Raw genomic sequence first — 22,405 nt, 5'->3', positions numbered from 1 at the left:
CGATCAGGACGTGGCGCGGACGATCACGAACTCGGGCGGCTCGGCGAGCGACTGCGCGACGACGCAGAATCGTTCGACGCCGGTGGCGAGCCGGTGGAGCTCGGCTTCGTCGGCGTCGACGTCGAGCACGGCGGTGACGACCACGTCGAGCACGCCGACCGGAACCGAGCGATCGACGCCCAGCGTGCCGCGGGCGTCCCACACGCCCTCCGCGCGCAGCTCGGCGGACCGGATCTCGAGCCCCATCGAGGTCGCCACCGACCGCAGCGTGACGCCCGCGCAGGCGAGCAGCGCCTGGAGCAGGAGGTCGGTGGAGCACGCGTCGCCGCCGTCGCCGCCCGTCGCGGGATGGAGTCCCGCACGCACGGACCCCGCCCACCCGTCGACCGTCGCCGTGATGCCCGGATCGGCGAATGAGCCGTGCGCCGCGGCGGGAGTGATCGCCGCGTCGGGGTCGTCGCGGTACCGCTGCTTGAGCGGCGCCTGCCGTGCCCGCAGTTCGGTCGCGTCCATGCCGCCATCATCCGCCCGCGCGGGCATGGGCACAACCGTCGGCGTCTCGGCTCAGCGCCCGCCGAGCAGCAGGCGTGTCGAGTGCTCGAGGTGCTCGCGCAGGGCCGCCGGGCCGCGCGCGGGCAGCTGCTCGAGCAGCGCCCGGTGCTCGTCGATGAGGCTCTCGAGCGTGTAGTGCGGGCGCACGTGCAGCAGGAAGAGCAGCAGCTCGCTGCCGAGGGCGGCGTGCGCCTCGATGATGCGGGGGCTCGCCGAGGCCACGACGATCGCATGATGGAAGTCGGCGTGCAGGCGCTCGACCTCGAGCCAGTCGACGTGCTCGTCGGCGCCGGCTCCCTCCTCGCCGTCGTCCCGAGCTTCAGCGGCGAGCTCGGCGACCCGGTCGAGCTCGGCGAGCACCCCGCCTGCCGGCGCGAGCGCACCCTCGGGCCACACCTCGCCGTGACGCTCGCCCAGGATGCGCACGGCCTCGACCTCGAGTGCCGCGCGCAACTGCTGCAAGGCGATCACGTGGGCGCGATCGAAGCTCGCCACTCGCACTCCCCGGTACGCCTCGGCGACGGCCAGACGCTCGGCGACGAGCCGCTGGAACGCGGCGCGCACCGTGTGGCGCGACACCCCGAACTGTTCGGCCGCGGCCTCTTCGCGCAGTGGCGTGTCGGGGCCCCGCACTCCGCTCAGAATCTCCGCCCGGACGAGGCCGGCGACGCGGTCGACGGCCGTGCCGGTCGAGGCCGAGGAGACCTGATCATCCGCTGGCGTCGGCATCGCGGCATCCGCTCGCTCTCGGTCGTGCTGGATCGCCGACGCGATCAGTCGAGGTTCGAGCGCACGACGAGCCACACCGTGACGCCGACCGCCGCGACGACGCCGACCGCCGCGACGAGCGCCGCGACGGGCTGCTCGTCGGCGAATCGGCGCAGCTTGCGCTTGGCCCGCTCCGTGCGGATGCCGACCTGCTTGGGCACGTTGAGCTTGTCTTCGAGGGCGTTCAGCGTCTCGGCGAACTCGGCGCGGGCCTGCTGCGAGGCGACCTTCGCCTGCACGCGCGTGAGATTGCGCTCGCGGGCGGCGGTGTCGCGCTTCGAGGGGCGGGGGCCGGTGGCGTCAGTAGCGGCGGTCATAGTCACCCGTTCCCTTCAGGGCGTCGAGGTCGGCCTTCAGGCTCTCGACCGACTCGAGGGGCTCCGAACCCCGCTTGAAGTTGATGTAGGCGATCCACAGCAGGACCGCGATGATCAGCAGCAGCACGCCCGAGACGGTGAGCGCGGCGGCCCACGCCGGCATCACGAGCGCGAGCGCGAAGATCGCGGTGGTGATGAGCGTGAACAGCAGGAAGACGCCGACCACTCCAGCGCCGGCCACGAGCCCCGAGCCGATGCCGAAGTGCTTGACCTTGTAGGAGACCTCGGCCTTGATCTGGTCGATCTCGGCGCGCACGAGCGACGAGATCGTGTCGGGCAGGTCGCCGATCAGCGTGAAGAGTGAGCGGTCGTCGTTCGAGGGCGCGGTCATCGCGTGGTCACCTCCGCGGTCAGGAGTCGGATGCGGCGGGCTTGGCCTTGCCCGTCGTGCTGCGCTTCGCCGTACTGCGCTTCGCGGTGCTCTTCGCATCTGCCGCAGCGGATGAAGCGACCCCGGCGGCGTCGTCGATCACGTCGTCGAGGGCGGAGGCCGCACTGTCGACGGCCGACTTGGCTGCGGTCGCGGTCTTCGAGACGTTCTGCTTCGCGCTCTTCGCTGCGCTGCTGACGTCGCTCTTGGTGGCGCCGGTGCCGCGGGTCGCGTTGCCGATGAACGACTTGACGCCGTCGAGCACGGTGTCGGAGAGGTCGCCGACCTTCTCGGCCGCGAATCCCTTCACGGTGTCGACGCCCTGCTGCACGGCCGGCGTGTTCCACACGCCCTCCGCCGCCCTGCGGATCTGCTCGTAGCGCTCACGACCGGCGCGCGTACCGAGCACGTACCCGATTCCGAGCCCCACGACGAAGAGGATCTTGCCTTTCATGTGCACCCCATCTCCCCCTGTGGTCCACCACAGCGACGGTTCAAGCGTAGACCCAGCACGAAGCCGCGCAAGGGGGTTGCGTCGAAATATTCCGTTTCGGCTATGCAATGGGGAGCGTCGATGACCGCGAAGAGCCCTCCGTGGACTCCGAACTCTCAGCTCGTGCTGGTCAGAGCGCCTCGAGCGCGGCGCGGAGCGCCTCGACCCGTGCGGCATCCGTCCCGCCCGCGAGCTTCAGCACCTGGTCGGCATTCATGTTCTGGGCGAACCCGATCATCGGGTGGGTCGGCAACTCGGGCAGGAGCTCGTCGATGACCGCTCGGGAATCGGGTGCCTCGAGCAGCACCTTGAGCGGGGTGGAGGACAGGTCGTACTTCGCCATGGATCTTCCCTTCGACTGCGCTGAATGGATCCGCAACGCTACCATCCGGTCGGACGGTATTCGCAGCGCCGCCCGCGACGAAGCCCGACGCCGGCCCCCGACGGCATGCCGAAGGATCAGGCCCCGGCGTCGGGCTGCACCCTGCGGTGCCTGACGCGGCGTGCGGCCTCGAGGGCGTGCGGCACGACCGAGGCGAGGCCGGTGCCGGCGACCCAGGAACCGGTCGCCTCGATGCCGGGCTCGGCGGCGAGCGCGTCCTCGAGCGCACGCACCCGGTCGCGCTGGCCGATGGCCGCCTGCGAGAGGGCGTCGCGCCAGGCGGTGCGGCCCGAGGCGCGCAGCATCCGCTCGTCGAGGGGCACGCCGAGGAGCAGCGAGGCGTCGGCGAGCGCGAGCTCGGAGACCTCGGCGTCGGAGCGCCCGTCGAGCGGGTTGGCTGCACCGGCGCGACCGTACGAGAGGCGCACGACGTGGCGGCCACCGGCCGCCTCGGTGAGCCACGACCACTTCGCCGTCGAGTGGGTGAGGGCCTTCGCCTGCACGTCGGGCGCATCGGCGGCGACGAGCACGCCGGTGCCGCGCGGTGCGGCATCGAGGGCGGGCGCGTCGAGCACGAGCGTGACGAGTTCGACGGATGCCGCGGCCGGCCACTCCGCACTGCCGGTGCCGCTCGTCTGCGCCCAGCCGTCGAGGGCGTCGTCGACGAGCGCGAGGGCCGCGTGACCCGAGGCGGCGAGCACGACGTCGGGGGCGCTCACGACGAGCTCGCCGGTCTCGGTCGTCGCGGTGACGAGCCATGACTCCGCGGGTTGAGGAGCGAGCGAAGCGCGCGTCTCGAAACCCGCTCCCCCGGACGAATCGCGCTCGAGCCCCGTGACCTCCGCGCCGCGCACGACCGTGACGTCGAAGCGGAGGAGTTCGCGCTCGAGGGCGTCGACGAGGCGGTGCATGCCGCCGCGGATGCCGCGCACGGCTCCCCCGGCCCTGCGCTCTTCGACGAGCTGCCCGACGCCGCCCGAGAGCGAGCCCATGCGGGTCATCGCCTCGTTGAGCCCGGGGGCCACGACGTCGAGGTCGAGGTCGTCGGGATCGGTCGAGTAGACGCCCGCGGAGATCGGCGTGACGAGCCGGTCGAGCACGGCCTGGCCCATGCGCTCGCGCACGAGCTTGCCGAGGCTGTGGGCGCGGCCGATGCGGAGGATCGGCTTCACGCGATCGAGGTAGGCGCGGGTCGCGCCGCTCCAGCCGATGATGCGCCGCACGTCGTCGCCGAGCGGGTTCGCCGGGATGCCGAGCATGCCCGTCTTCGGCAGCGGGGCGGCGTCGAGGCCGCCCTGCTTGCCGGGCATCACGAGCCAGGCGCCCGCCGGGTTCGGATTCTCGATGTCGGCCTCGAGGCCGAGCGAGCCGAGCAGTTCGGCGACGGCGCCGCCGCGGGTGGCGAACGACTCGGCGCCGCTGTCGAGGGTGAGGCCGTCGAGCTCGATGCGGCCGACGCATCCGCCCAGTTCGTCGCGGCGCTCGAGCACGGTGACGCGCAGCCCGACCTTCGCGCACTCGAGTGCCGCGACGAGGCCGGCGACGCCGCCGCCGACCACGACGACGTCGGCGGTCGCCCGTTCGACGACGGGCTCGGCGGCCGGGTCGGGCGCGGGCGTCGTCGCCTCGCTCACGCCGAGGCCTCGTGCACGAGCTCGGCGACCCGCGTCAGCACGGTCGGGTCGGTCTCGGGCGGCACGCCGTGGCCGAGGTTGAAGACGTGGGCGGGGGCCGCCTCGCCGCGGCGCAGCACCTCGCGGGCCGCGGCCTCGAGCACCGGCCAGGGCGCGGCGAGCAGGGCCGGATCGAGGTTGCCCTGCAGGGGCACGCCCTCGCCGACGCGCTCGACGGCGACGTCGAGCGGGATGCGGTAGTCGACGCCGACCGTGTCGACGCCGATGGCGTGCATCGCCCCGAGCAGCTCGCCGGTGCCGACGCCGAAGTGCACGACCGGCACGCTGCGGGTGGACGAGGCGCCCGATGCATCCGTGGTCTCGTAGGCGAGGTCGTGCACGTGCGCGAGCGCCGCCGCCGAGGCGGGGGCGACGTGCGTCTCGTAGTCGGCGAGCGAGATGGCGCCGGCCCACGAGTCGAAGAGCTGGGCGGCGGATGCCCCGGCGAGCACCTGCGTGCGCAGGAAGCGGCCCGTCAGCTCGGCGGTCCAGTCCATGAGCGCGCGCCAGGCGCCCGGATCGGCGTGCATGAGGGTGCGGGCGGCGAGGTGGTCTTTCGAGGGGCCGCCCTCGGCGAGGTAGGCCGCGAGGGTGAACGGCGCGCCGGCGAAGCCGATGAGCGGGGTCGCGGTGCCCGAGGGAACCTGCCCTGAGCCCGTCGAAGGGGCGGTCGTGTTCAGCTCGGCGACGGTGCGGGCGACGGCCTCGGTGATGGGGGCGGATGCCTCATCGAGCCGGGCAGGGTCGATCGCCGTGAGCTCGGCGACGCCGGCGGCATCCGCGTACGCCCGGCCGAAGACCGGGCCGCGACCCGGCTGGATCTCGACGTCGACGCCCACGAGCTTCAGCGGCACGACGATGTCGCTGAAGAAGATGCCGGCGTCGACCCGGTGGCGCCGCACGGGCTGCAGCGTGATCTCGCTCGCCATCGCGGGGTCGAGGCACGCGTCGAGCATACGGGTGCCGACGCGGAGGTCGCGGTACTCGGGCAGCGAGCGTCCGGCCTGGCGCATGAACCACACGGGCGTGGCGTCGGAACGCTCTCCCCGGTATGCGCGCACGAGTCGCGAGTCGGAGGTCAGGCCGGCGGAGAGCGGGTGCTGCGGGGAGAGGATCACGCCTGACATTGTCGCGTATCAGGCTGAGTGAAGATCGGCGATCGGATGCAGCACCAACGACAACTGACATTGTCGCGTATCAGGCTGAGTGAAGATCGGCGATCGGATGCAGCACCAACGACAACTGACATCGTCGCGTATCGGGCTGGAAGCCCGGTCGGCGCACGAGCTTGTCGAGCATCGCGTCGCTCACGAGCGGGGCTCCGCAGCGGCGCCGGAACGGGTGCGCACGGGCCGCGCGACATCCGTTCGCCGCAGCGGCAGCAGGAACGCGCAGAGCACGATCCACGCGAACGACGGGAAGCGCACGATCGGCAGCAGCACGGCGAGCTCGGGGATCGCGACCACGAGCGTCGCGACCATGGCGAGGCCGGCGAGCACGAGGCCCGCCCACGCGTGCCAGCGCGGCAGCAGGCCGGCCAGCAGGCCGGGCACTGCGAGCCCCGCGATGAGCAGGCCGAGCGGCACGACGAACCCGGGGCCGCCGGTGAAGAACGCCAGGTCGTGCAGCAGTCGCACGATGCCGGGCTCCTCGAGCAGTTCGGGTCGCGTGAGCGCCCAGCTGAAGCCGGCCGACATCGCCATCGAGACCGAGGCGAGGATGCCGCCGGCGAAGCCGATCGACACCCCCGGCGCGCGCACGCCGAGCTGGGTGAGTCGCGTCGTCGCGGCGGCCGCGAAGATCACGAGCGGAATGGACGCCGCGAACTGCAGCAGTGCGGTGATCAGCACCGAGAGCTCGTGATCGCGGAAGTAGGCGACGATCGCGTCGCCGTCACCGAACGGCGACGGGTAGGTCGCGCCGCCCGCGAGCACGGCCGGCAGCACGATGGAGGCCATCGAGAGCGCCACGACGACGATCGCGAGGGGCGGCAACGGCGGTCCGGCGGGCGCGCGCCGTGAGCCGGTGGACGAGGCGGAGTGCTGGGACTCGGCCGCGGCGGTTCCGACCGCCGCATCATTCGTTCTGTTCATGTAATCATTCATAGCACAGAATGATTCATCCGCAACTGGTAGAGTCCTCGACATGGAGACGAACGCGCACGAGGCACCGTTCAGGCAGCCCGCCGAGCGCGTCGGATTCCTGCTCTCCCAAGTCGGCGCCTACGCCTCGGCGCGCTTCGCGGAGCGCCTCGCCGAGCTCGACGTGCAACCGAGCGACGTCGGAATCCTGCGGATGATCGCGGTCGAGCCGGGCCTCAGTCAGCAGGCGCTCGCCGGCAAGCTCGGCGTGGTTCCGAGTCGCGTCGTCGCCCTCGTCGACGCGCTCGAGCGCAAGGAGCTCGTCACCCGCACCCGCAGCACGAAGGATCGGCGCACGCACGAACTGCATCTCGCCGACCGCGGTCGCGAGGTGATGGCGCAGATGCGCCACATCGGCCGCGAACACGAGAACGATCTCGTCGCCGAACTCAGCGAGGAGGAGCGGCAGACGCTCGGCCACCTGCTCGCGCGGATCGCGGCGGCCCACGACCTCGAGCCCGGGGTGCACCCCGGCTTTCGCGCATCGCGCGCCTGAGACCGCCCGAAGCTCCGCGATGACAGTGCAACACAACGGTTGCGCTTCCGGTCTTCTAGTGCAACGATTGTGTTGCACATCAACCGGCACGGCAATCAAGGAGGACGCATGAACGGCACCACCGGATCACTCGACCGGATCGAACAGCAGATCGACATCGACGCCAGCGCGGCGCGCGTGTGGGAGCTCGTCTCCACCGCGGGCTGGTGGATCAACGACGACCGTGTCGTCGAGCACCGCATCGAGCAGCAGGGCTCGCGCGTCGTCGTGCACGACGAGAAGCACGGCGCGTTCACGCTCGCGATCGAGTCGCTGGAGGCGCCGCGCTACGCCGCCTTCCGCTGGTTCAACGCCCAGCCGGCATCCGCCGAGCCCGACCCCGAGCGCGACCCGCTCGTCTCGACGCTCGTCGAGTTCTGGATCGAGGAGCGCGGTGACGGAGTCGTGCTGCGCGTCGCCGAGAGCGGCTTCGAGGGCCTCGACCGCAGCGCCGAGGAGCGCCGCCGGATGTTCGACGGCAACACCGAGGGCTGGGCCATCGAGCTCGGATTCGCGCGCGATCACGTCGCGGCCGAGGTCGCAGCCGGGCACGCTGCCGGCCGATGACGATCGGCACCGAGAGCCTCCCCGCCGCGTTCGCCGCCCTGGGCGACGACACGCGGTGGGAGCTCCTGCAGCGCCTCGGCACCGCGCCCGCCTCGGCGACGACGCTCGCCGCCGAGCAGCCGATCAGTCGGCAGGCCGTCGCGAGGCACCTCGAGGTGCTCCGCGAGGCGGGTCTCGTCGAGACCGAAGTCCACGGCAGGGAGGTGCGCTACCGCGCGATCGGGTCGCGCCTCAGCGCGCTCGCCCGCGATCTCGACACCATCGCCCAGGGCTGGGAGCGCCGCCTGCAGACGATCAAGGCGGCGGCGGAGGGGTAGTCGCACGGCGATTGCGGCGACGGACAGGGTTCACCGTTTCGTCGAGTCGACCGCGAGCCGTCCGATCAACTCGTCGAGGGCTTCGTCGGTCGGACGTCTCGGCCAGACGCTCGATTCGTCGACGACGATGATCGGCAGCTCGACTGCGCGGCCTGAGACGGTCACGTCGGCGATCACGTTCGTCTCCTGATGGCTGAGGTGCTGGTAGCGACCCCGCGAGTAGCGGATCGGGAGCTCTGAATCGACCCGAGCGATACGCTTCGGCGAGAGGCCGACCCACCACTCGATCTCGTCAGCACCGAGGACGACCCATGCGGGCCGGGCCTTCTCCGGAAGTCCCGGTGATGAGAGATCGATCAACACTCGCGCGTCCTCCCCTCGCAGACTGACCGCCACGACCACCGCATCAGGGAACATCCGCCGGACTCTGCCGACACCCATCCGCCGGTGGGCTCTGAACAGCACCAGCATCAGCACGACTCCGCCGACTGCGGCCACGAGACAGATCGCGAGGACGTCGAGCCCGTTGAACGGGATCCGGCTCGACGCAGCGTCGAGCCCTGCGACCACCACGATGACGCGCGCTGCAACGGCGACCAGCGCCAGCGCCGTGATGACGATGAACCACCAGCGCCGCATCCGATTCACGCGCCTCTCGCGTCAGGGCGTCGCCGAGTGCGCCGCATCGTGCATCGAGGATCACGGTACTGCGGTATTTCACGCACGCGGCGTCGCTTCGTCGGAGGTATCGATGTCCGCAGAACCGATTCGTTCAGAGGCCTTACATTCAGGCTCCGATCAGCGCTATGGTCGAGACGTTGTGCGCCCCCGAGCACGACGACGCGCGAGTCCCCGAGCCCGTGCGCCTCCGCACCCACGGAGAACCTCATGCCCCCAATGTCGTGCTGCACCCCGTCCGCCCGAACCGCGCGAGTCGCGCGATGAACGCGGCTGCGCCGCATCGCACCGGCATCACCGTCCTGGTCGCCGCCGCCGCCGCGATCGTCATCGGCGGACTCATCGCCGGGTCCGGATACCTCGAGCGCATCATGCTGCGCCTGCCCGAGATCCCCGGTGTCGAGGGCATCGCCGTCGCCGTCTCGGCGGTCGCGGTGCTCGTCGCCGTCATCTGGATGTTCGTCCGACTCGGCGAGCTCGCCCGCGCCCGCACCCGCCGTCGTGCACTCGAGGCGAGCGTTCGGGGCGAGGTGAGTTGCGGCATCCGTCGCCGTGAGATCGTCGCGAACCTCAACGAAACGGCGGCGGATGACGCGCAGCAGGTCTCGCTCGCCGCGCGCTACTCGATCGTGGCCGACGAGCTCGGCGTCGCGTTCTGGAACGGCGGACGCCGCCCCCGGCGCGCGGCGTACTTCCCGTGGCGCGAGGTCCGCGGCATCCGCAGCGACTCGCTGGTGGCCGGCGGCTCGGTGCTCTCCGTGCTCGTGCTGCGCGTGCGCCGCGGCGGTGCGAGCGTCGAGCTGCCGATCGTGCTCGCCGACGAACGCCTCGGTCGGTACGCGCTGTCCGATGCGCCGTTCTTCGCCGTCGTGCGCAGCTGGAAGGCCAAGCACCGCGAGGCGCTCGCGGCCGAAGGGCTCGAGCTGCCGCCGCTGACCGCGCCGATCCAGATCATCCCGCAGGGCCCGTTGCTCACCACACGCTGAATTTCGCGCGAAGTCGCTCCGGGCGAACCTTGATTCGACGGCGAGTAGAATCCCTTCGTGCTCATCTGCCTCACCGCGAGTCACAAGAACGCCGACTTCGACATGCTCGAACGTCTTTCAGCGACCGCGGACTCCGCCGGTCCCCGAATCCGCAACGGCCACTCAGCCGTGCAGGGTGCCGTCGTCGTCGCCACCTGCAACCGCTTCGAGGCGTACCTCGACCTCGACGCCGCCGAGGGCGAATCGCCCGTTCCCGCGGTGCACGAGGCGATCCGTTCAGTGGGCGCCGTCGCGGGCCTCGAGCCCGAGGAACTGCGCACGACCTTCGGCTTCGTGCACGGCAACGCCGTCGCCGGCCACCTCTTCTCCGTTGCATCGGGCCTCGAATCCGTCGTCGTCGGCGAGGGCGAGATCGCCGGGCAGGTGCGACGCTCGCTCGAGCGCGCCCGCGCAGAGGGCACGACGACCCCCGACCTCGAACGCCTCTTCCAGCGCGCCTCGCAGATCTCGCGCCGCGTGAAGAACGAGACCGGCATCGGCAACGAGGGCCGCTCGGTCGTGCGCCTCGCCCTCGAACTCGCAGAGAGCCGCATCACCGACTGGGCGGAGACGCGCGTGCTGCTCGTCGGCACCGGCCGGTTCGCCGGCGCCTCGCTCGCCGCGCTCCGCGACCGCGGCGTCACCGACGTGCAGGTCTTCTCCCCCTCGGGCCGCGCGGCGAAGTTCGCCGCCGGACACGGCATCGAGGCGGTCACCAGCACCACGGTCGCCGCCGCAGCAGCGAGCGCCGACGTCATCGTGACCTGCACGACCGCCGAGCACCACGTCGTCGACCGCGCACTGCTCGAAGCGGGCAGGGCCGGCGTCGCGGCATTCGCTGCCGGTGGGTCCGCTGCCGCCGGTGGTGCCGCTGCCGCCGCCGAGCCGGCCGGTGCGGGCTGCCCGCTCAGCCTCGTCGCGGAGCCCGCCGAGGCCCCGGTCGAACGCCAGCTCGTGATCGACCTCGGGCTCCCCCGCAACGTCGCGCCCGACGTCGTCGAGGTGCACGGCGTCGAGCTGCTCGACCTCGAGACCATCCGCATCCACGCGCCGCTCGAGGAATTCGGAGCGACGGATGCCGCACGCGCCATCGTCGGCGGCGCGGCCCGGGCCTTCGGCGAAGCCCGCGAGGAGCAGGATCTCGCCCCAGCCGTCGTCGCCCTGCGGCGCCACGTCTTCGACCTCCTCGACGGCGAGATCGAACGCGCCCGCACTCGCGGCGACGCCGACGGACGCACCGAGGAGGCCTTGCGCCACATGGCCGGCGTGCTGCTGCACACGCCCATGGTGCGCTCGCGCGAGCTCGCGCGGGCCGGCGAGCAGCAGGCTTGGATCGACGGCATCGCCGCCATCTTCGGCGTGGCTCCCGAAGCGGATGCCTCGGCGCGCGCGGTTCCCGATGCGAGCGATGCTCGTGCCGGCCGTGCGGCCGGCGGGCGGGCGTAGTCGCCGCGTCCCGAATCCCGGTGCGGGCTGCCGATCCGCCTGTCGGAGGCGCACGATACGCTTCGTTTCGATGCACGAGAACAGCACGCCCGACGACACCACCACGACCACGCTCTATCGCGCTGCCGCGGCAGCGGCCGATGGGCCGCCGGCGCTGCGGCTGCCCTTCGACGCGACCGGGCTGACCGAGACGCCGATCAGCACGGAACGTCTCGTGCTGCGTCCGCTCGAGGCATCCGATGCCCCCGATGTCTTCGAGTATCAACGCATCCCAGAAGTGCTCACGTACGTGCCGTGGCCCCTGCGTGAACGGGCCGACGCCTACGCGCACACGGCGAAGCGTGCGGCCGCGCGCGTGCTCGCAGGTGACGGCGACTACTTCGTGCTCGCCATGACGCTGCCCGGCACACCTTCGGTCGAAGACGGCGCGCGCGACCGCGTGATCGGCGACATCATGGTGCGCGTCTCGAGCGCCAAGCACGCGCAGTTCGAACTCGGCTGGATCGTGCACCCCGACTTCCAGGGCAAGGGGTATGCCCGCGAGGCGGCCTCGGCGATCCGCGACTTCGTGTTCGCGACGCTGCATCCGCACCGGATCCAGGCGTTCCTCGACGCACGCAACGACGCATCCGCCGCCCTCTGCGAGCGCCTCGGCATGCGGCGCGAGGCGACGATCCTCGAGGAGCAGTTCAACGACGGCGAGTGGCAGGACACCGCGCTGTACGGCGTGCTGCGGCGCGAGTGGGCGGCCGCTCGGGGGTAGGGCGGGGACGCTCGGGGCGCTCGGGTCCGTGTTTCTCCACAGAGTTATCCACAATCTGTGGAACATACGTTCGAATGTCGGCAGCCCGCGAGACAATCAGGTATGCCCGAACCACTCCCCGACTACAGCAGCCTCGCCGCCGCGCTGTCGGCGAGTGCCACCTCTCCCGGCACCTTCAGCGCACTCGACGACCCGGCGCTCGTCGATGCCGTCGAGGCGATCACCGCGCTCAAGCACGCGGTCGAACGCGCGCAGGCGCTCGCGGCCGCCGAGGTCGTCCGTCGCTCGAGGGTCGCGTTCGGCATCCACGGGCTCGCGCAGCGAGCCGGCCACGCGAACGCCGGCGAGTTGCTGCAATCGATCACCCACGCGTCGAAGCGCGAGACGAACGCGCTGGTCGGCGTGGGGCGGATGGTCGCAGAGACCGAGGCTGCGGCCGAGCTCGAGCATTCCCGGCGTGTCGACCCCGAGCTCGCGGCGCTCGTTCCCGAGCCCCTGACACCGTGGTTCGCCGCGCTGGGGGTCGCCGTCGCGCGCGGTTCGCTCACCGTGGCGGTCGCCGACGCGATCCGGTCGGGAATCGGCGAGCCGGGCGGCGACGCCGACGAAGCCACACTCTCCGCCGCGCTCGACTCCGTGATCGTCGAGTGCCGCGACCTGCACGCCGACGCCGCTCGTCGAGTCGCGCGGCAGGTGCGCGATCGCATCGACGCCGCGGGGGTCGCCGCCCGCACCGAGCGGCAACGCGAACAGCAGTTCTGGCGCGTCTGGGTCAAGCCCGACGGCATGGTGCGCGGCGAGTTCGAACTCGACGCCGAGAGCGGCATGCTGGTCATGGCCGTGTTCGATCAGCTCACCCATCCGCGGCATACGGCCGCACCGGTGCGCCGGAGCTTCGGAGATCCGGTCCGCGGCGACGCGTCATTCGCAAATGCACGTGCGACTCGTGAGCGTGATGCCGCCGAAGGGCTCGTGCAGCTCCTGCGTGCCGGAGCGAGCGTCGACCCGGCGCGGCTGCTCGACGAGAAGAAGCCGTCCGTCCGGCTCGTGGTGAATGCCGGGTCGCTCAGCACGGGCGAGGGCTCCGGCGCCATCGAAGGTCACCCCGATCGCATCCCGCTCGCCGACATCCGCACCGGGCTCTGCGAGGGGTACCTGCCGATCCGCTTCGACGACGGCGGCGCCTGCCTCGACCTCGGACGCGACGAGCGCCTGTTCACCGGCAAACAGAAGGCCGTGCTCGCGGTCCGCGACGGCGGCTGCCTCGACCCCGATTGCACCCGGCCGCCCTCATGGACCGAGGCGCACCACATCAACCACTGGCAACGCGACGACGGGCGCACCGATCTCGCCGACGGCATCCTCCTCTGCCGGCGCGATCATCTGCGCTATCACAATCAAGGGTGGGAGGTGCGGCGCACAGGCCCGGACTACTGGCTCATCCCGCCGGCCGCCGTCGATCCCGATCAGACGCCGAGACCGATGCGGCCGAAGACGCCCGCCGACATCCTCAACCCGGTCGATCCGGCGCTGTTGCGCGCGACACTACTGCACGCCGCCGAGCCCGAACGAGTGGTCTCGGCGACGGGGTAGAGCTCTGCCTCAGCGCACCGCAACCGCACCGCTCTCACCGCGCGAGACGGTGATCGAGGCGGGCAGGGTCAAGGGGTCAGTGCTGCACGAAACAGCGCTGCACGCGCCTGCTCTACGCCCCGATGAGGCGCGCGGCCAGGAAGCCCTCGAGCTCGGCGAGCGGCACGCGCACCTGCTCCATGCTGTCGCGCTCACGCACGGTCACGGCGTTGTCATCGAGCGAGTCGAAGTCGACCGTGATGCAGAACGGGGTGCCGATCTCGTCCTGACGACGGTACCGACGACCGATGGCACCGGCGTCGTCGAAGTCGACGTTCCAGTGCTTGCGGAGCGACGCCGCGACCTCGCGCGCGAGCGGCGAGAGCCGCTCGTTGCGGCTGAGCGGCAGCACGGCGGCCTTCACCGGCGCGAGACGCGGGTCGAGGCGCAGCACGGTGCGGGTGTCGACGCCGCCCTTCGCGTTCGGCACCTCTTCGACGTGGTACGCATCGACGAGAAAGGCCATCAGCGAGCGGGTGAGGCCGGCCGCGGGCTCGATCACGTAGGGGATCCAGCGCTCGTTCTTCGACTGGTCGAAGTACGAGAGCTCCTTGCCCGAGTGCTCCGAGTGGGTCGTGAGGTCGAAGTCGGTGCGATTCGCGACGCCCTCGAGCTCGCCCCACTCACCACCGGTGAAGCCGAAGCGGTACTCGATGTCGACGGTGCGCTTCGAGTAGTGCGACAGCTTGTCTGCGGGGTGCTCGAAGCGACGCAGGTTCTCGGGGTCGACGCCGAGGTCGACGTACCAGTCCCAGCGGTAGTCGAGCCAGTACTCGAACCACTGGTCGTCGGTGCCGGGCTCGACGAAGAACTCGAGCTCCATCTGCTCGAACTCGCGCGTGCGGAAGATGAAGTTTCCGGGCGTGATCTCGTTGCGGAACGACTTGCCGATCTGGCCGATGCCGAACGGCGGCTTCATGCGAGCGGCCTGCAGCACGTTGGCGAAGTTCGTGAAGATGCCCTGCGCGGTCTCGGGGCGGAGGTAGTGCAGCCCCGACTCGTCCTGAACCGGACCCAGGTAGGTCTGCAGCATCATGTTGAAGTCGCGGGGCGGAGTCCACTGGCCGCGGGTGCCGCAGTTCGGGCAGGCGATGTCGCCCATGCCGTTCTCGGGGGCGCGGCCCTTCTTCTCCTCGAAGGCCTCGAGCAGGTGGTCTTCACGGAAGCGCTTGTGGCAGTGCAGACACTCGACGAGCGGGTCGGTGAAGACGCCGACGTGACCGGAGGCGACCCACACCTGCTTCGGCAGGATGACGCTCGAGTCGAGACCGACGACGTCGTCGCGGCCGGTGACCATGTACCGCCACCACTGCCGCTTGATGTTCTCCTTCAGCTCGACGCCGAGGGGCCCGTAGTCCCATGCGGAGCGGGATCCGCCGTAGATCTCGCCGGCCTGGAAGACGAAGCCCCGGTGCTGGGCGAGGGCGATGACGGATTCGAGACGGCTGGGTGCGGCCACGGTGGCTCCAATGGTCCTTGGGGATCGGGCGAAGGCCGAAATCGGGCAGAGGCCGGAAAACGACACGGTGTCACCATCCTACGGGCGGGTGCGACCCCGAACGAGCGCGCGGTCGGTACGCTGTGCCCATCACGACCATGGCCGAGGGGGCGACGGTGTGGGATCTCATCTGGGAACTGAACGTGATCGACGGGCCGTTCGTGGTCGCGGTGTACGCGCTCGCGGCGCTGGTCTTCGTCTACCTGCTCTTCAGGGGTCCGGGGTGGGCGTGGGTGCTGACGGTCGTCGTGCTGCTCATCGTGGGCGCGCTCATCGGCGTCGCGGTGCTCTGGCTCGCGGTCAATCTGTTCGATGCGTTCGGCGGCCCCGTCGATGATTCGGCCTGGCTCTGGGTTCCCGCGGCATTCGCCGGCATCACCCTCGCGATCTGGAACCTCTGGCATTCGAGGTGGTGGCGCAAGCTCATCGCCCTGCTCGCGATCCCGCTGTTCTCGGCGACCGCCGCCTTCGGCGTGAACGCCGCCTACGGGCTGAACCCCACGCTCGGCTCGATGTTCCACGTCTCGACGGCCGACACGATCGACCCGCCCGTCCCCGACCCGGCGACGATCGCCGACCCGGCCGAACCGCTCTCCCTGACGTGGAGCCCGCCACCGGACATGCCGGTTACCGGCGAGATCGGCATCGTGCAGGGCGGGGTGCCGAACACGGTGTCGGGCTTCGAGGCCCGGCCCGCGCAGATCTACCTCCCGCCGGCGGCGCTCGTGGCGGATCCCCCGCGGCTCCCCCTCGTCGTCATGATGATGGGCCAGCCCGGCGACCCCGATGCGAGCTTCATCGGCGGCGTGCTCGACGAGTTCGCGGCGAAGCACGCCGGGCTCGCGCCGATCGCCCTCGTGATCGACCAGCTGGGCGACCCCGCCGCCGACCCGCTCTGCCTCGACAGCGAGCTCGGCGAGGTCGAGAGCTACGTCATGCAGGACGTCGTGCCGTGGGCGAAGCAGCGGCTCGGCGTGCTGCAGGGGCCGCAGTACACGACCGTCGCCGGGTACTCGAACGGCGGCGGCTGCGCGGCGTTCTTCGGCGCGAAGTACCCCGAGGTGTTCGGCAACCTGCTCGCCGTCTCACCGGTCGAGTACGCGGGCGCCGAGCACCCCGACGAGGTGCTGGCCGAGATCTTCATGGGCGACCAGTTCGCCTACGACCTCGTCAAGCCCGCGAACATCATGGCGGCGAAGGCCCCCTACGCAGACTCGGTCGCGATCTTCACGGTCGGCGAGCACGACCTCGCCTTCGTCGGCGGCACCGAACGGCTGGCGGATGCCGCGACCGTCGCCGCCATGCAGACGACGCTCTTCCTCGTGCCCGGCGCCGACCACGACGTGGCGGCCCTGACGGGCGGCCTCGAGGAGGGCTTCGCGGTGCTCTCCCCCCGACTCGGGTTGTCGGCGCCGTGACCGAGACGAGCGGACACGTCGCCGGCGTCGAGGACACCGAGCCGAGCGGCCGGCTGCGCTCCACGGCGGAGGCGTTCGGCGGATTCATCCGTCGCGTTCCCTTCAGCATCGCCCTTGCGGTGCTGCTCGTCGTCACGGCGATCGCGACGGGCACGCTCCTCGGTTCTGACGCGACCGCCTCGACCTGGGCGGCCGGGGTGATCACGACGGTCGACGGCCGTCAGTGGTGGACCGTGGCGACAGCGCTCGTCATCCCGTTCGATCCGTTCCAGCTGGTGTTCGGCGTGCTCGCGGCGCTGCTGCTGCTCGGGGTCGCCGAGCGGCGCATGGGCACCTGGCGCACGATCGTCGCGTTCGTCGTCACGGGTGTGCTCGGCGTCGCGATCGGCACGGGGCTGCAGTGGGTCGGGTCGCTCGCCGGCGAGTGGTGGGCGACGGGCACGGCCGCCGACCTCACGCTCGACCCGCTCGCCGGCATCGTGGGCGCGCTCATCACGGCGACCGCGTTCATGGGCAGGCTCTGGCGGCGACGCATCCGGGTCGGCGCGGCGGCCCTCATCCTCGTGTTCGTGCTCTACGACGGCGACTCCTCGAACGTCTACCGACTGGTCGCGGCGATCGTCGGCTACCTGCTCGGCGCCGTGTTCACCGGCGACGCCTCGACCCTGTCGGCCAGGCGCAGCTCGCACCGTGAGACCCGCACCCTCGTCGCCGCCGTCGTGGCGGTGACCGCCGTCGGCCCCGTCGTCGCCCTCGTGAACCGGTCGGAGCTCACGCCGTTCGCCTTCGGCTCGTATCTCTACCGCGATGAGCCGCTCGAGCGCGCCGCAGCGATGGCGAGCTGCGGCGGCGAGGCGGCCACCACCACGGGTGCCGCGGTCTCCGACGCCTGCACCGCCCAGCTCGCCCTGCTGAGCGCCCAGGGGTTCGGCATGTTCCTGCTCTCGTTCGCGCCGGTGCTGCTGCTGCTCCTCGCGGCGTGGGGCCTCAGGCACGGGCGCCGCTTCGCGCGGTGGCTCGCGATCGCGGTGAACGCCGCGATCCTGCTGTTCGCCCGCACGGCCTTCGACGTCACGGTGACGACGGCCGACGTCGACGACGGCACCTGGTCGGTCTTCGACCTCGGCGAGCTGCTCGTGTGGCTCCTCGCCGTGCTCGCGCTGCCGATCGGCATCATCGTCATGCTCATCGTCACGAGGCGGCACTTCCAGATCCGGGCGCCACGGCGTGCGTTCGCCCGATTCGCCGCGATCGTGACCGGCGCCTTCGTCGTGCTCGCGGGCCTGTACCTGGCCGCGGGCCTCGCGACCATCGGCGAGTACTGGCCGGCCGCGACCGGGTGGGACCTGCTGCTCGACACGCTCAAGCGGTTCGTGCCGCCGCACTTCCTCGCCGCGGTCGACCCCATCGTGCTGCCGGGCCACGACCTCACGAGCTTCCTCGCGCAGGCCGTCGGCCCGGTGTTCTGGGCGGTGTTCATCGCCGCGGCGATCCGGCTCATGACGCGCAGCGGCAGCGCAGCGAAGACCGCCGACGATGCGAGGCTCCGCGAGCTGCTGCACCGCAACGGCGGCGGCACGCTCGGGTTCATGGCGACCTGGCCGGGCAACGTCGCGTGGTTCAGCGACGACGGCGTCTCCGCCGTCGCGTACCGGGTGATCAACGGCGTCGCGATCACGATGTCCGACCCGATCTGCGCACCAGAGCACGGCGGCCGCGTCATCCGCGAGTTCGCCGCGTTCTGCGACGCCAACAGCTGGGTGCCCGTCTTCTACAGCGTGCACCCGCAGTACCTGCCCGTGTTCGACGAGCTCGAGTGGGAGCACATGTCGGTGGGCGAGGAGACGCTCGTGCGCACGACGGGCCTCGAGCTGGCGGGCAAGCCGTGGCAGAAGGTGCGGCAGGCGCTGAACCGCGGCATCAAGGAGGGCATGACGACGGTCTGGACCAGCTGGAGCGAACTGCCGCTCGCGACCGTGGCCGAGATCAACGCGATCTCCGAGGAGTGGGTGGCCGAGAAGGAGCTGCCCGAGATGGGCTTCACGCTCGGCGGCATGGAGGAGCTGAAGGACCCCGAGGTACGGCTCATGCTCGCGGTCGGGCCCGACGGCCGACTGCAGGCCGTCACGAGCTGGCTGCCCGTCCACCGCGACGGCGCCGTGATCGGCTGGACCATCGACTTCATGCGCCGTGCCGACGGCAGCATGAACGGCATCATGGAGTTCCTGATCGCCTCGGCGGCGCTGCACATGAAGGAGACGGGTGCCGAGGTGCTGAGCCTCTCCGGCGCCCCGCTCGCGACGAAGCCGCTCGCACCCGGCGAGGCGCCGCCCGAGCCGACCGTCATGACCCGCCTTCTCGACTTCCTCGCCACGACGCTCGAACCGGCCTACGGGTTCTCGTCGCTCTTCAGGTTCAAGGCGAAGTTCAACCCCGAGTACGAGACGATCTCGATGGCCTACCCCGACCCGCTCGCGCTGCCGACGATCGGCCTCGCGATCGGCAAGGCCTACCTGCCCGACGTCTCGCCGAAGGAGGCCGTCGCGCTCGTGAAGACGCTCACGAGGTAGCACCTCCAGGCGAGCGGATGCCCCGGCTCACGCCGCGCGCAGCGAACCCGGCCCGATCTCGGCGACCGAGCGGTGCCCGGCGAGCCCGAGGGTGAGGTCGAACTCGGCGATGTGGTTGCGCACGACCTCGCGCACCCCGGAGGCACCGGCGACCGCGAGTCCGTAGGCGTATGGCCGCCCGATGCCGACGGCCGTGGCGCCGAGCGCGAGCGCGATGAACGCATCGGCGCCGCCGCGCACCCCGCTGTCGAGGAGCACGGGCACGCGCCCTCCCACGCGCTCGACGACGCCGGGCAGGGCGTCGAGGCTCGCGACGGAGTCGTCGACCTGGCGACCCCCGTGGTTCGAGACGACGAGGCCGTCGACGCCGTGGTCGAGGGCCTGCGCCGCGTCATCCGGATGCAGCACTCCCTTCAGCAGCACCGGCAGCTTCGTCCACTCCCGCAGCTTCGCGAGGTCGCCCCAGGTGAGCGCCGGGTTCGAGAACACGTCGAGGAAGATCTCGATCGCCGTCCGCGGCACCGGCGAGCGCAGCGCGGCCCTGACCCCGCCGTCGACGAGCGGCGTGCGGGCGCCGGCGCGGGCGATCGAGAACGCCGAGGCGAGCAGCTTCGGGGTGACCTTGGGGCGCGCTCCCCCGCCGGCGCCCCGGACGACCCGCTGCCGCACGAGCTCGGCGAAGACGGGGTCGCTCGTGTACTGGGCGATGCCCTGCCCGCGCGTGAACGGCAGGGAGGCGGCATCGAGGTCGCGCGTGCGCCAGCCGAGCAGGTGCGTGTCGAGCGTGACGACGATCGCCTCGCAGCCCGCCGCCTCCGCACGACGCACGAACGAGGCGTTGAGCTCGTCGGAGGCGCTCCAGTACAGCTGGAACCAGCGCGATCGCGCACCCATGGCCGCGGCGACCTCCTCCATCGGGCGCGAGGCCTGGTTCGACAGGATGTAGGGCACGTCGAGCGCCGCGGCGGCCCGGCCCACCGCGACGTCCGCCTCGGCGTGGGCCATCTCGGCGACGCCGATCGGCGACAGCACGAACGGCGTCGCCCGCCGACGGCCGAGCAGTTCGATCGAGAGGTCGCGTTCGGCGACGTCGCGGAGCACCCGGGGCCAGATCTGCCAGCGCGCGAAGGCGGCGCGGTTCGCGGCCATCGTCGCCTCGGCGCCCGCGCCGCCGGCGAGGTAGGCGAAGGACTCGGCCGAGACGGCCTTGCGCGCGGCGCGCTCGAGCGCACCGAAGTCGACCGGCACCGCCGGGCGGATGCCCGAGAGCCCGGCCCGGTACACCTCCGACTGCACGTCCCGCGCGAACCCTCGTGGGCTGGTCACTGACTCGCTGGAAACTGACTCGCTGGCCATCGGTTCGCTCCTTCGCGCTGGTGCGAGCCAGCGTAGCCGCGGCCCGTCGCCTCGCGACAGGGGCCCTAGGCTGGAACGGATGCACCAGCTCACCGACCTCCGCGTCGCCGCCATCGCCCTCGTGCGCGACCGCCGCGTGCTCATGGTCACGGCGCGCGACCGCGACGTGTACTACATGCCGGGCGGCAAGATCGACGACGGCGAGACCGCGGCCGAGGCCGCCGCCCGCGAAGCGCTCGAAGAGGTCGCCCTCGTGCTCGACCCGGCCGAGCTCGTCGAGCTCTTCGAGGTCGTCGTGCAGGCGCACGGCGAACCCGACGGCCGCCTCGTGCGCATGCAGGTCTTCCGAGCCGAGACGGATGCCGCGCCCTTCGCATCGGCCGAGGTGGGCAGCCTGCACTGGGTGACGACCGACGACCTCGATCGCTGCCCGCCCGCCGGCGCCGAGGTGCTCGAACGGCTCGCCGCCGCCGGCCTCATCGACTGACCGGATCCGACGGCACCGCTTCGACCCCGCACTCGTAGACTGCGGGCATGTGGTCTCCCGCACGACTCTCGCCGCTTGCGGCCGCGGGCTGGTGGGCGCTCGACTACCTCGACGCGGCGAAACAGCAACTGCGGGTGCTCACCGTGCCGAAGCCGCCGAAGCGCTGGGCGCTGGGCGACGCCGGCAAGCCGACGATCCTGCTGCTGCCCGGGGTCTACGAGCACTGGTCGTTCATGGAACCGCTCGGCGATGCGCTGAGCGCCCACGGCTACCGCGTGCAGGTCGCCCACGGGCTCGGCGCGAACCTGCTCGCGATCCCGGAGACGGCCGAACGTCTCGGACGCGCACTCGGGCGGAATCCGGTGCCGCCCGCGGGACGGGTCGTCGTGGCGCACTCGAAGGGCGGCCTCGTCGGCAAGCGACTGCTGCTCGGCGACCCCGATCACGGCCTCGATATCCGCGGCCTCGTGGCGATCGCCACCCCGTTCGGCGGCGCACGGCTCGCGCGCTACCTGCTCGATCCGAGCATGCGCGAGTTCGACCCCGACAGCGCCACGATCGTCGAGCTCGCGAGCGCGGCGTCCGTCAACTCGCGCATCGTGTCGATCTTCGGCATCTTCGACCCGCACCTGCCGGAAGGCAGCTCACTCGCGGGCGCCACGAACCGGGTGCTGCCCGTGGCCGGCCACTTCCGCATCCTCTCGGCGCCCGAGACGGCGGTGGCCGTCGTCGCCGCGGTCGAGTCGCTCTCGGCGACACCGGAGGCGGTCGCCGACGCGGCAGCAGCGACCGTGGCCGCGGCGGCTGACGCTGACGACGTCGAGGCGAGGATCGTTCAGAGCTCGTCGAAGGGGCGGGCGTAGCGGAACCCGCCGCGGTGGGCGTCGGTCGCCGCCGCGAGGCGGAGCGCCTGGAAGTACTCGCCCCACGTGGCATCCGGCGAAGCGATGCCGAGCTCGGACCCGGCGACGAAGCCGAACCTGCCGTAGTAGGCGGGATCCCCCAGCAGGACGACGACCCCCTCACCGTGCTCTTCGGCCACGCGCACGGTCTCGGCGATGAGCGCCGTGCCGATGCCGTGCCCCTGGTGCCCGGGCAGCACGCCGATCGGGCCGAGGCCGAGGGCCTCCGCCTCGCCGATCGCGGCGCGAGTGCTGATGCAGTAGCCGACGACCACGCCGTCGAGCTCGGCCACGAGCGCGAGGTGCGGGAGCAGCGCATCGGACCCGAGCAGCGCCGTGTTCAGCCCGACCTCGATCGGCGGCGAGTCGGCGGTCGTCGCCGGTGTGCCGAACGCCGCGGTCAGCAGGTGCTCGACGACGGCGCGATCGGCGGGCCGGAACGGGCGGATCAGCAT

24 protein-coding genes are annotated in these 22,405 nt (G+C 71.6%); 11 read left to right on the top strand and 13 right to left on the bottom strand.

Going from position 1 to position 22,405, the window contains the following annotated elements; all coding sequences use genetic code 11:
- Positions 1-3: 3 nt before the first annotated feature.
- The 9 genes from ASE14_RS12815 to ASE14_RS12775 all read right to left on the bottom strand — a co-directional run bounded on the left by ASE14_RS12815 (position 4) and on the right by ASE14_RS12775 (position 6,708).
- Complete coding sequence (locus ASE14_RS12815; protein WP_056655054.1) at positions 4-513, bottom strand: OsmC family protein; 510 nt, start codon at positions 511-513, stop codon at positions 4-6.
- 51 nt (positions 514-564) lie between these two features.
- The gene (locus ASE14_RS12810; RefSeq protein WP_056656351.1) at positions 565-1,281 is read right to left on the bottom strand and encodes a GntR family transcriptional regulator; all 717 of its coding nucleotides are present in this window, start codon (positions 1,279-1,281) and stop codon (positions 565-567) included.
- A gap of 44 nt (positions 1,282-1,325) precedes the next feature.
- Positions 1,326-1,637: a DUF3618 domain-containing protein gene (locus ASE14_RS12805; RefSeq protein WP_157372971.1), complete on the bottom strand. Its 312-nt coding sequence runs from the start codon at positions 1,635-1,637 to the stop codon at positions 1,326-1,328.
- The gene (locus tag ASE14_RS12800) at positions 1,621-2,028 is read right to left on the bottom strand and encodes a phage holin family protein (RefSeq protein WP_056655051.1); all 408 of its coding nucleotides are present in this window, start codon (positions 2,026-2,028) and stop codon (positions 1,621-1,623) included. Before ASE14_RS12800 ends, ASE14_RS12805 begins: the two co-directional genes overlap by 17 nt.
- A 19-nt stretch (positions 2,029-2,047) precedes the next feature.
- Complete coding sequence (locus ASE14_RS21005; RefSeq protein ID WP_200953322.1) at positions 2,048-2,521, bottom strand: YtxH domain-containing protein; 474 nt, start codon at positions 2,519-2,521, stop codon at positions 2,048-2,050.
- 169 nt (positions 2,522-2,690) lie between these two features.
- A complete protein-coding gene (locus tag ASE14_RS12790; protein ID WP_056655046.1) occupies positions 2,691-2,903 on the bottom strand; it encodes a hypothetical protein in 213 nt (70 codons plus the stop codon).
- Between the two features lie 116 nt (positions 2,904-3,019).
- On the bottom strand, positions 3,020-4,576 hold the full coding sequence (gene hemG, locus ASE14_RS12785; protein ID WP_056655044.1) for a protoporphyrinogen oxidase: 1,557 nt from the start codon (positions 4,574-4,576) through the stop codon (positions 3,020-3,022).
- Positions 4,573-5,742 (bottom strand): uroporphyrinogen decarboxylase, encoded by a 1,170-nt coding sequence (gene hemE, locus ASE14_RS12780; RefSeq protein ID WP_056655041.1) that lies wholly within the window; start codon positions 5,740-5,742, stop codon positions 4,573-4,575. Before hemE ends, hemG begins: the two co-directional genes overlap by 4 nt.
- 180 nt (positions 5,743-5,922) lie before the next feature.
- Complete coding sequence (locus ASE14_RS12775; protein ID WP_200953321.1) at positions 5,923-6,708, bottom strand: hypothetical protein; 786 nt, start codon at positions 6,706-6,708, stop codon at positions 5,923-5,925.
- Positions 6,709-6,760: 52 nt separating this feature from the next.
- Here ASE14_RS12775 and ASE14_RS12770 point away from each other — a divergent pair, with 52 nt between their 5' ends.
- From ASE14_RS12770 to ASE14_RS12760, 3 genes are all read left to right on the top strand, one after another.
- On the top strand, positions 6,761-7,252 hold the full coding sequence (locus ASE14_RS12770) for a MarR family winged helix-turn-helix transcriptional regulator (RefSeq protein WP_056655038.1): 492 nt from the start codon (positions 6,761-6,763) through the stop codon (positions 7,250-7,252).
- Positions 7,253-7,360: 108 nt separating this feature from the next.
- Positions 7,361-7,858, top strand: a complete 498-nt coding sequence (locus ASE14_RS12765) for a hypothetical protein (protein ID WP_056655035.1) — start codon at positions 7,361-7,363, stop codon at positions 7,856-7,858.
- Positions 7,855-8,175, top strand: coding sequence for a helix-turn-helix transcriptional regulator (locus ASE14_RS12760; RefSeq protein ID WP_056655032.1), 321 nt, complete (start codon positions 7,855-7,857; stop codon positions 8,173-8,175). Before ASE14_RS12765 ends, ASE14_RS12760 begins: the two co-directional genes overlap by 4 nt.
- A 30-nt stretch (positions 8,176-8,205) precedes the next feature.
- On the opposite strand, the gene ASE14_RS12755 is transcribed toward ASE14_RS12760, so the two are convergent.
- Entirely contained in the window at positions 8,206-8,814 is a 609-nt protein-coding gene (locus ASE14_RS12755; protein ID WP_056655029.1) for a hypothetical protein, read from the bottom strand.
- Between the two features lie 167 nt (positions 8,815-8,981).
- Between ASE14_RS12755 and ASE14_RS12750 the strand changes: the two genes are divergently transcribed.
- The 4 genes from ASE14_RS12750 (at position 8,982) to ASE14_RS12735 (ending at position 13,680) form a co-directional block, all read left to right on the top strand.
- Positions 8,982-9,839 carry a hypothetical protein gene (locus tag ASE14_RS12750; protein WP_056655026.1) on the top strand — a complete coding sequence of 286 codons (858 nt, stop codon included), beginning with the start codon at positions 8,982-8,984 and terminating at the stop codon, positions 9,837-9,839.
- Positions 9,840-9,896: 57 nt separating this feature from the next.
- Positions 9,897-11,324, top strand: coding sequence for a glutamyl-tRNA reductase (locus ASE14_RS12745; protein WP_056655024.1), 1,428 nt, complete (start codon positions 9,897-9,899; stop codon positions 11,322-11,324).
- A gap of 70 nt (positions 11,325-11,394) precedes the next feature.
- On the top strand, positions 11,395-12,087 hold the full coding sequence (locus tag ASE14_RS12740) for a GNAT family N-acetyltransferase (protein ID WP_056655021.1): 693 nt from the start codon (positions 11,395-11,397) through the stop codon (positions 12,085-12,087).
- 102 nt (positions 12,088-12,189) lie between these two features.
- On the top strand, positions 12,190-13,680 hold the full coding sequence (locus tag ASE14_RS12735) for an HNH endonuclease (RefSeq protein ID WP_056655018.1): 1,491 nt from the start codon (positions 12,190-12,192) through the stop codon (positions 13,678-13,680).
- Between the two features lie 112 nt (positions 13,681-13,792).
- Here the strand turns inward: ASE14_RS12735 and ASE14_RS12730 are convergent, their stop codons facing one another.
- Complete coding sequence (locus ASE14_RS12730; RefSeq protein ID WP_056655015.1) at positions 13,793-15,178, bottom strand: glycine--tRNA ligase; 1,386 nt, start codon at positions 15,176-15,178, stop codon at positions 13,793-13,795.
- A 122-nt stretch (positions 15,179-15,300) separates the two neighbouring features.
- Between ASE14_RS12730 and ASE14_RS12725 the strand changes: the two genes are divergently transcribed.
- Together ASE14_RS12725 and ASE14_RS12720 are read left to right on the top strand one after the other, a co-directional pair.
- Entirely contained in the window at positions 15,301-16,635 is a 1,335-nt protein-coding gene (locus ASE14_RS12725; protein ID WP_082600641.1) for an esterase family protein, read from the top strand.
- A complete protein-coding gene (locus ASE14_RS12720) occupies positions 16,632-19,205 on the top strand; it encodes a rhomboid family intramembrane serine protease (protein WP_162257736.1) in 2,574 nt (857 codons plus the stop codon). Before ASE14_RS12725 ends, ASE14_RS12720 begins: the two co-directional genes overlap by 4 nt.
- A 27-nt stretch (positions 19,206-19,232) precedes the next feature.
- Here ASE14_RS12720 and ASE14_RS12715 read toward each other — a convergent pair whose 3' ends face one another.
- Positions 19,233-20,561, bottom strand: coding sequence for an alpha-hydroxy-acid oxidizing protein (locus ASE14_RS12715; RefSeq protein ID WP_056655011.1), 1,329 nt, complete (start codon positions 20,559-20,561; stop codon positions 19,233-19,235).
- Between the two features lie 79 nt (positions 20,562-20,640).
- Here ASE14_RS12715 and ASE14_RS12710 point away from each other — a divergent pair, with 79 nt between their 5' ends.
- Together ASE14_RS12710 and ASE14_RS12705 are read left to right on the top strand one after the other, a co-directional pair.
- Positions 20,641-21,048: an NUDIX domain-containing protein gene (locus ASE14_RS12710; protein WP_056655008.1), complete on the top strand. Its 408-nt coding sequence runs from the start codon at positions 20,641-20,643 to the stop codon at positions 21,046-21,048.
- A gap of 47 nt (positions 21,049-21,095) precedes the next feature.
- Positions 21,096-21,911 carry a triacylglycerol lipase gene (locus ASE14_RS12705; RefSeq protein ID WP_200953320.1) on the top strand — a complete coding sequence of 272 codons (816 nt, stop codon included), beginning with the start codon at positions 21,096-21,098 and terminating at the stop codon, positions 21,909-21,911.
- Here the strand turns inward: ASE14_RS12705 and ASE14_RS12700 are convergent.
- Positions 21,884-22,405, bottom strand: coding sequence for a GNAT family N-acetyltransferase (locus ASE14_RS12700; RefSeq protein WP_056655006.1), 522 nt, complete (start codon positions 22,403-22,405; stop codon positions 21,884-21,886). The two genes, ASE14_RS12705 and ASE14_RS12700, sit on opposite strands and share 28 nt — an antisense overlap.

Source organism: Agromyces sp. Root81 (assembly GCF_001429165.1).
Taxonomy (GTDB): Bacteria; Actinomycetota; Actinomycetes; order Actinomycetales; family Microbacteriaceae; genus Agromyces.
This window is presented reverse-complemented; position numbering and strand designations above follow the sequence as displayed.

Coding starts and splice junctions, on each gene's coding strand:
- ASE14_RS12705 (WP_200953320.1), top strand. CDS start 21,096: ATGTGGTCTCCCGCACGACTCTCGCCGCTTGCGGCCGCGGGCTGGTGG.
- ASE14_RS12740 (WP_056655021.1), top strand. CDS start 11,395: ATGCACGAGAACAGCACGCCCGACGACACCACCACGACCACGCTCTAT.
- ASE14_RS12805 (WP_157372971.1), bottom strand. CDS start 1,637: ATGACCGCCGCTACTGACGCCACCGGCCCCCGCCCCTCGAAGCGCGAC.
- ASE14_RS12750 (WP_056655026.1), top strand. CDS start 8,982: ATGGTCGAGACGTTGTGCGCCCCCGAGCACGACGACGCGCGAGTCCCC.
- ASE14_RS12715 (WP_056655011.1), bottom strand. CDS start 20,561: ATGGCCAGCGAGTCAGTTTCCAGCGAGTCAGTGACCAGCCCACGAGGG.
- ASE14_RS12755 (WP_056655029.1), bottom strand. CDS start 8,814: ATGCGGCGCTGGTGGTTCATCGTCATCACGGCGCTGGCGCTGGTCGCC.
- ASE14_RS12800 (WP_056655051.1), bottom strand. CDS start 2,028: ATGACCGCGCCCTCGAACGACGACCGCTCACTCTTCACGCTGATCGGC.
- ASE14_RS12760 (WP_056655032.1), top strand. CDS start 7,855: ATGACGATCGGCACCGAGAGCCTCCCCGCCGCGTTCGCCGCCCTGGGC.
- ASE14_RS12710 (WP_056655008.1), top strand. CDS start 20,641: ATGCACCAGCTCACCGACCTCCGCGTCGCCGCCATCGCCCTCGTGCGC.
- ASE14_RS12790 (WP_056655046.1), bottom strand. CDS start 2,903: ATGGCGAAGTACGACCTGTCCTCCACCCCGCTCAAGGTGCTGCTCGAG.
- ASE14_RS12775 (WP_200953321.1), bottom strand. CDS start 6,708: ATGAACAGAACGAATGATGCGGCGGTCGGAACCGCCGCGGCCGAGTCC.
- ASE14_RS12770 (WP_056655038.1), top strand. CDS start 6,761: ATGGAGACGAACGCGCACGAGGCACCGTTCAGGCAGCCCGCCGAGCGC.
- ASE14_RS12810 (WP_056656351.1), bottom strand. CDS start 1,281: ATGCCGACGCCAGCGGATGATCAGGTCTCCTCGGCCTCGACCGGCACG.
- ASE14_RS12735 (WP_056655018.1), top strand. CDS start 12,190: ATGCCCGAACCACTCCCCGACTACAGCAGCCTCGCCGCCGCGCTGTCG.
- ASE14_RS12700 (WP_056655006.1), bottom strand. CDS start 22,405: ATGCTGATCCGCCCGTTCCGGCCCGCCGATCGCGCCGTCGTCGAGCAC.
- ASE14_RS21005 (WP_200953322.1), bottom strand. CDS start 2,521: ATGAAAGGCAAGATCCTCTTCGTCGTGGGGCTCGGAATCGGGTACGTG.
- ASE14_RS12815 (WP_056655054.1), bottom strand. CDS start 513: ATGGACGCGACCGAACTGCGGGCACGGCAGGCGCCGCTCAAGCAGCGG.
- ASE14_RS12765 (WP_056655035.1), top strand. CDS start 7,361: ATGAACGGCACCACCGGATCACTCGACCGGATCGAACAGCAGATCGAC.
- hemE (WP_056655041.1), bottom strand. CDS start 5,742: ATGTCAGGCGTGATCCTCTCCCCGCAGCACCCGCTCTCCGCCGGCCTG.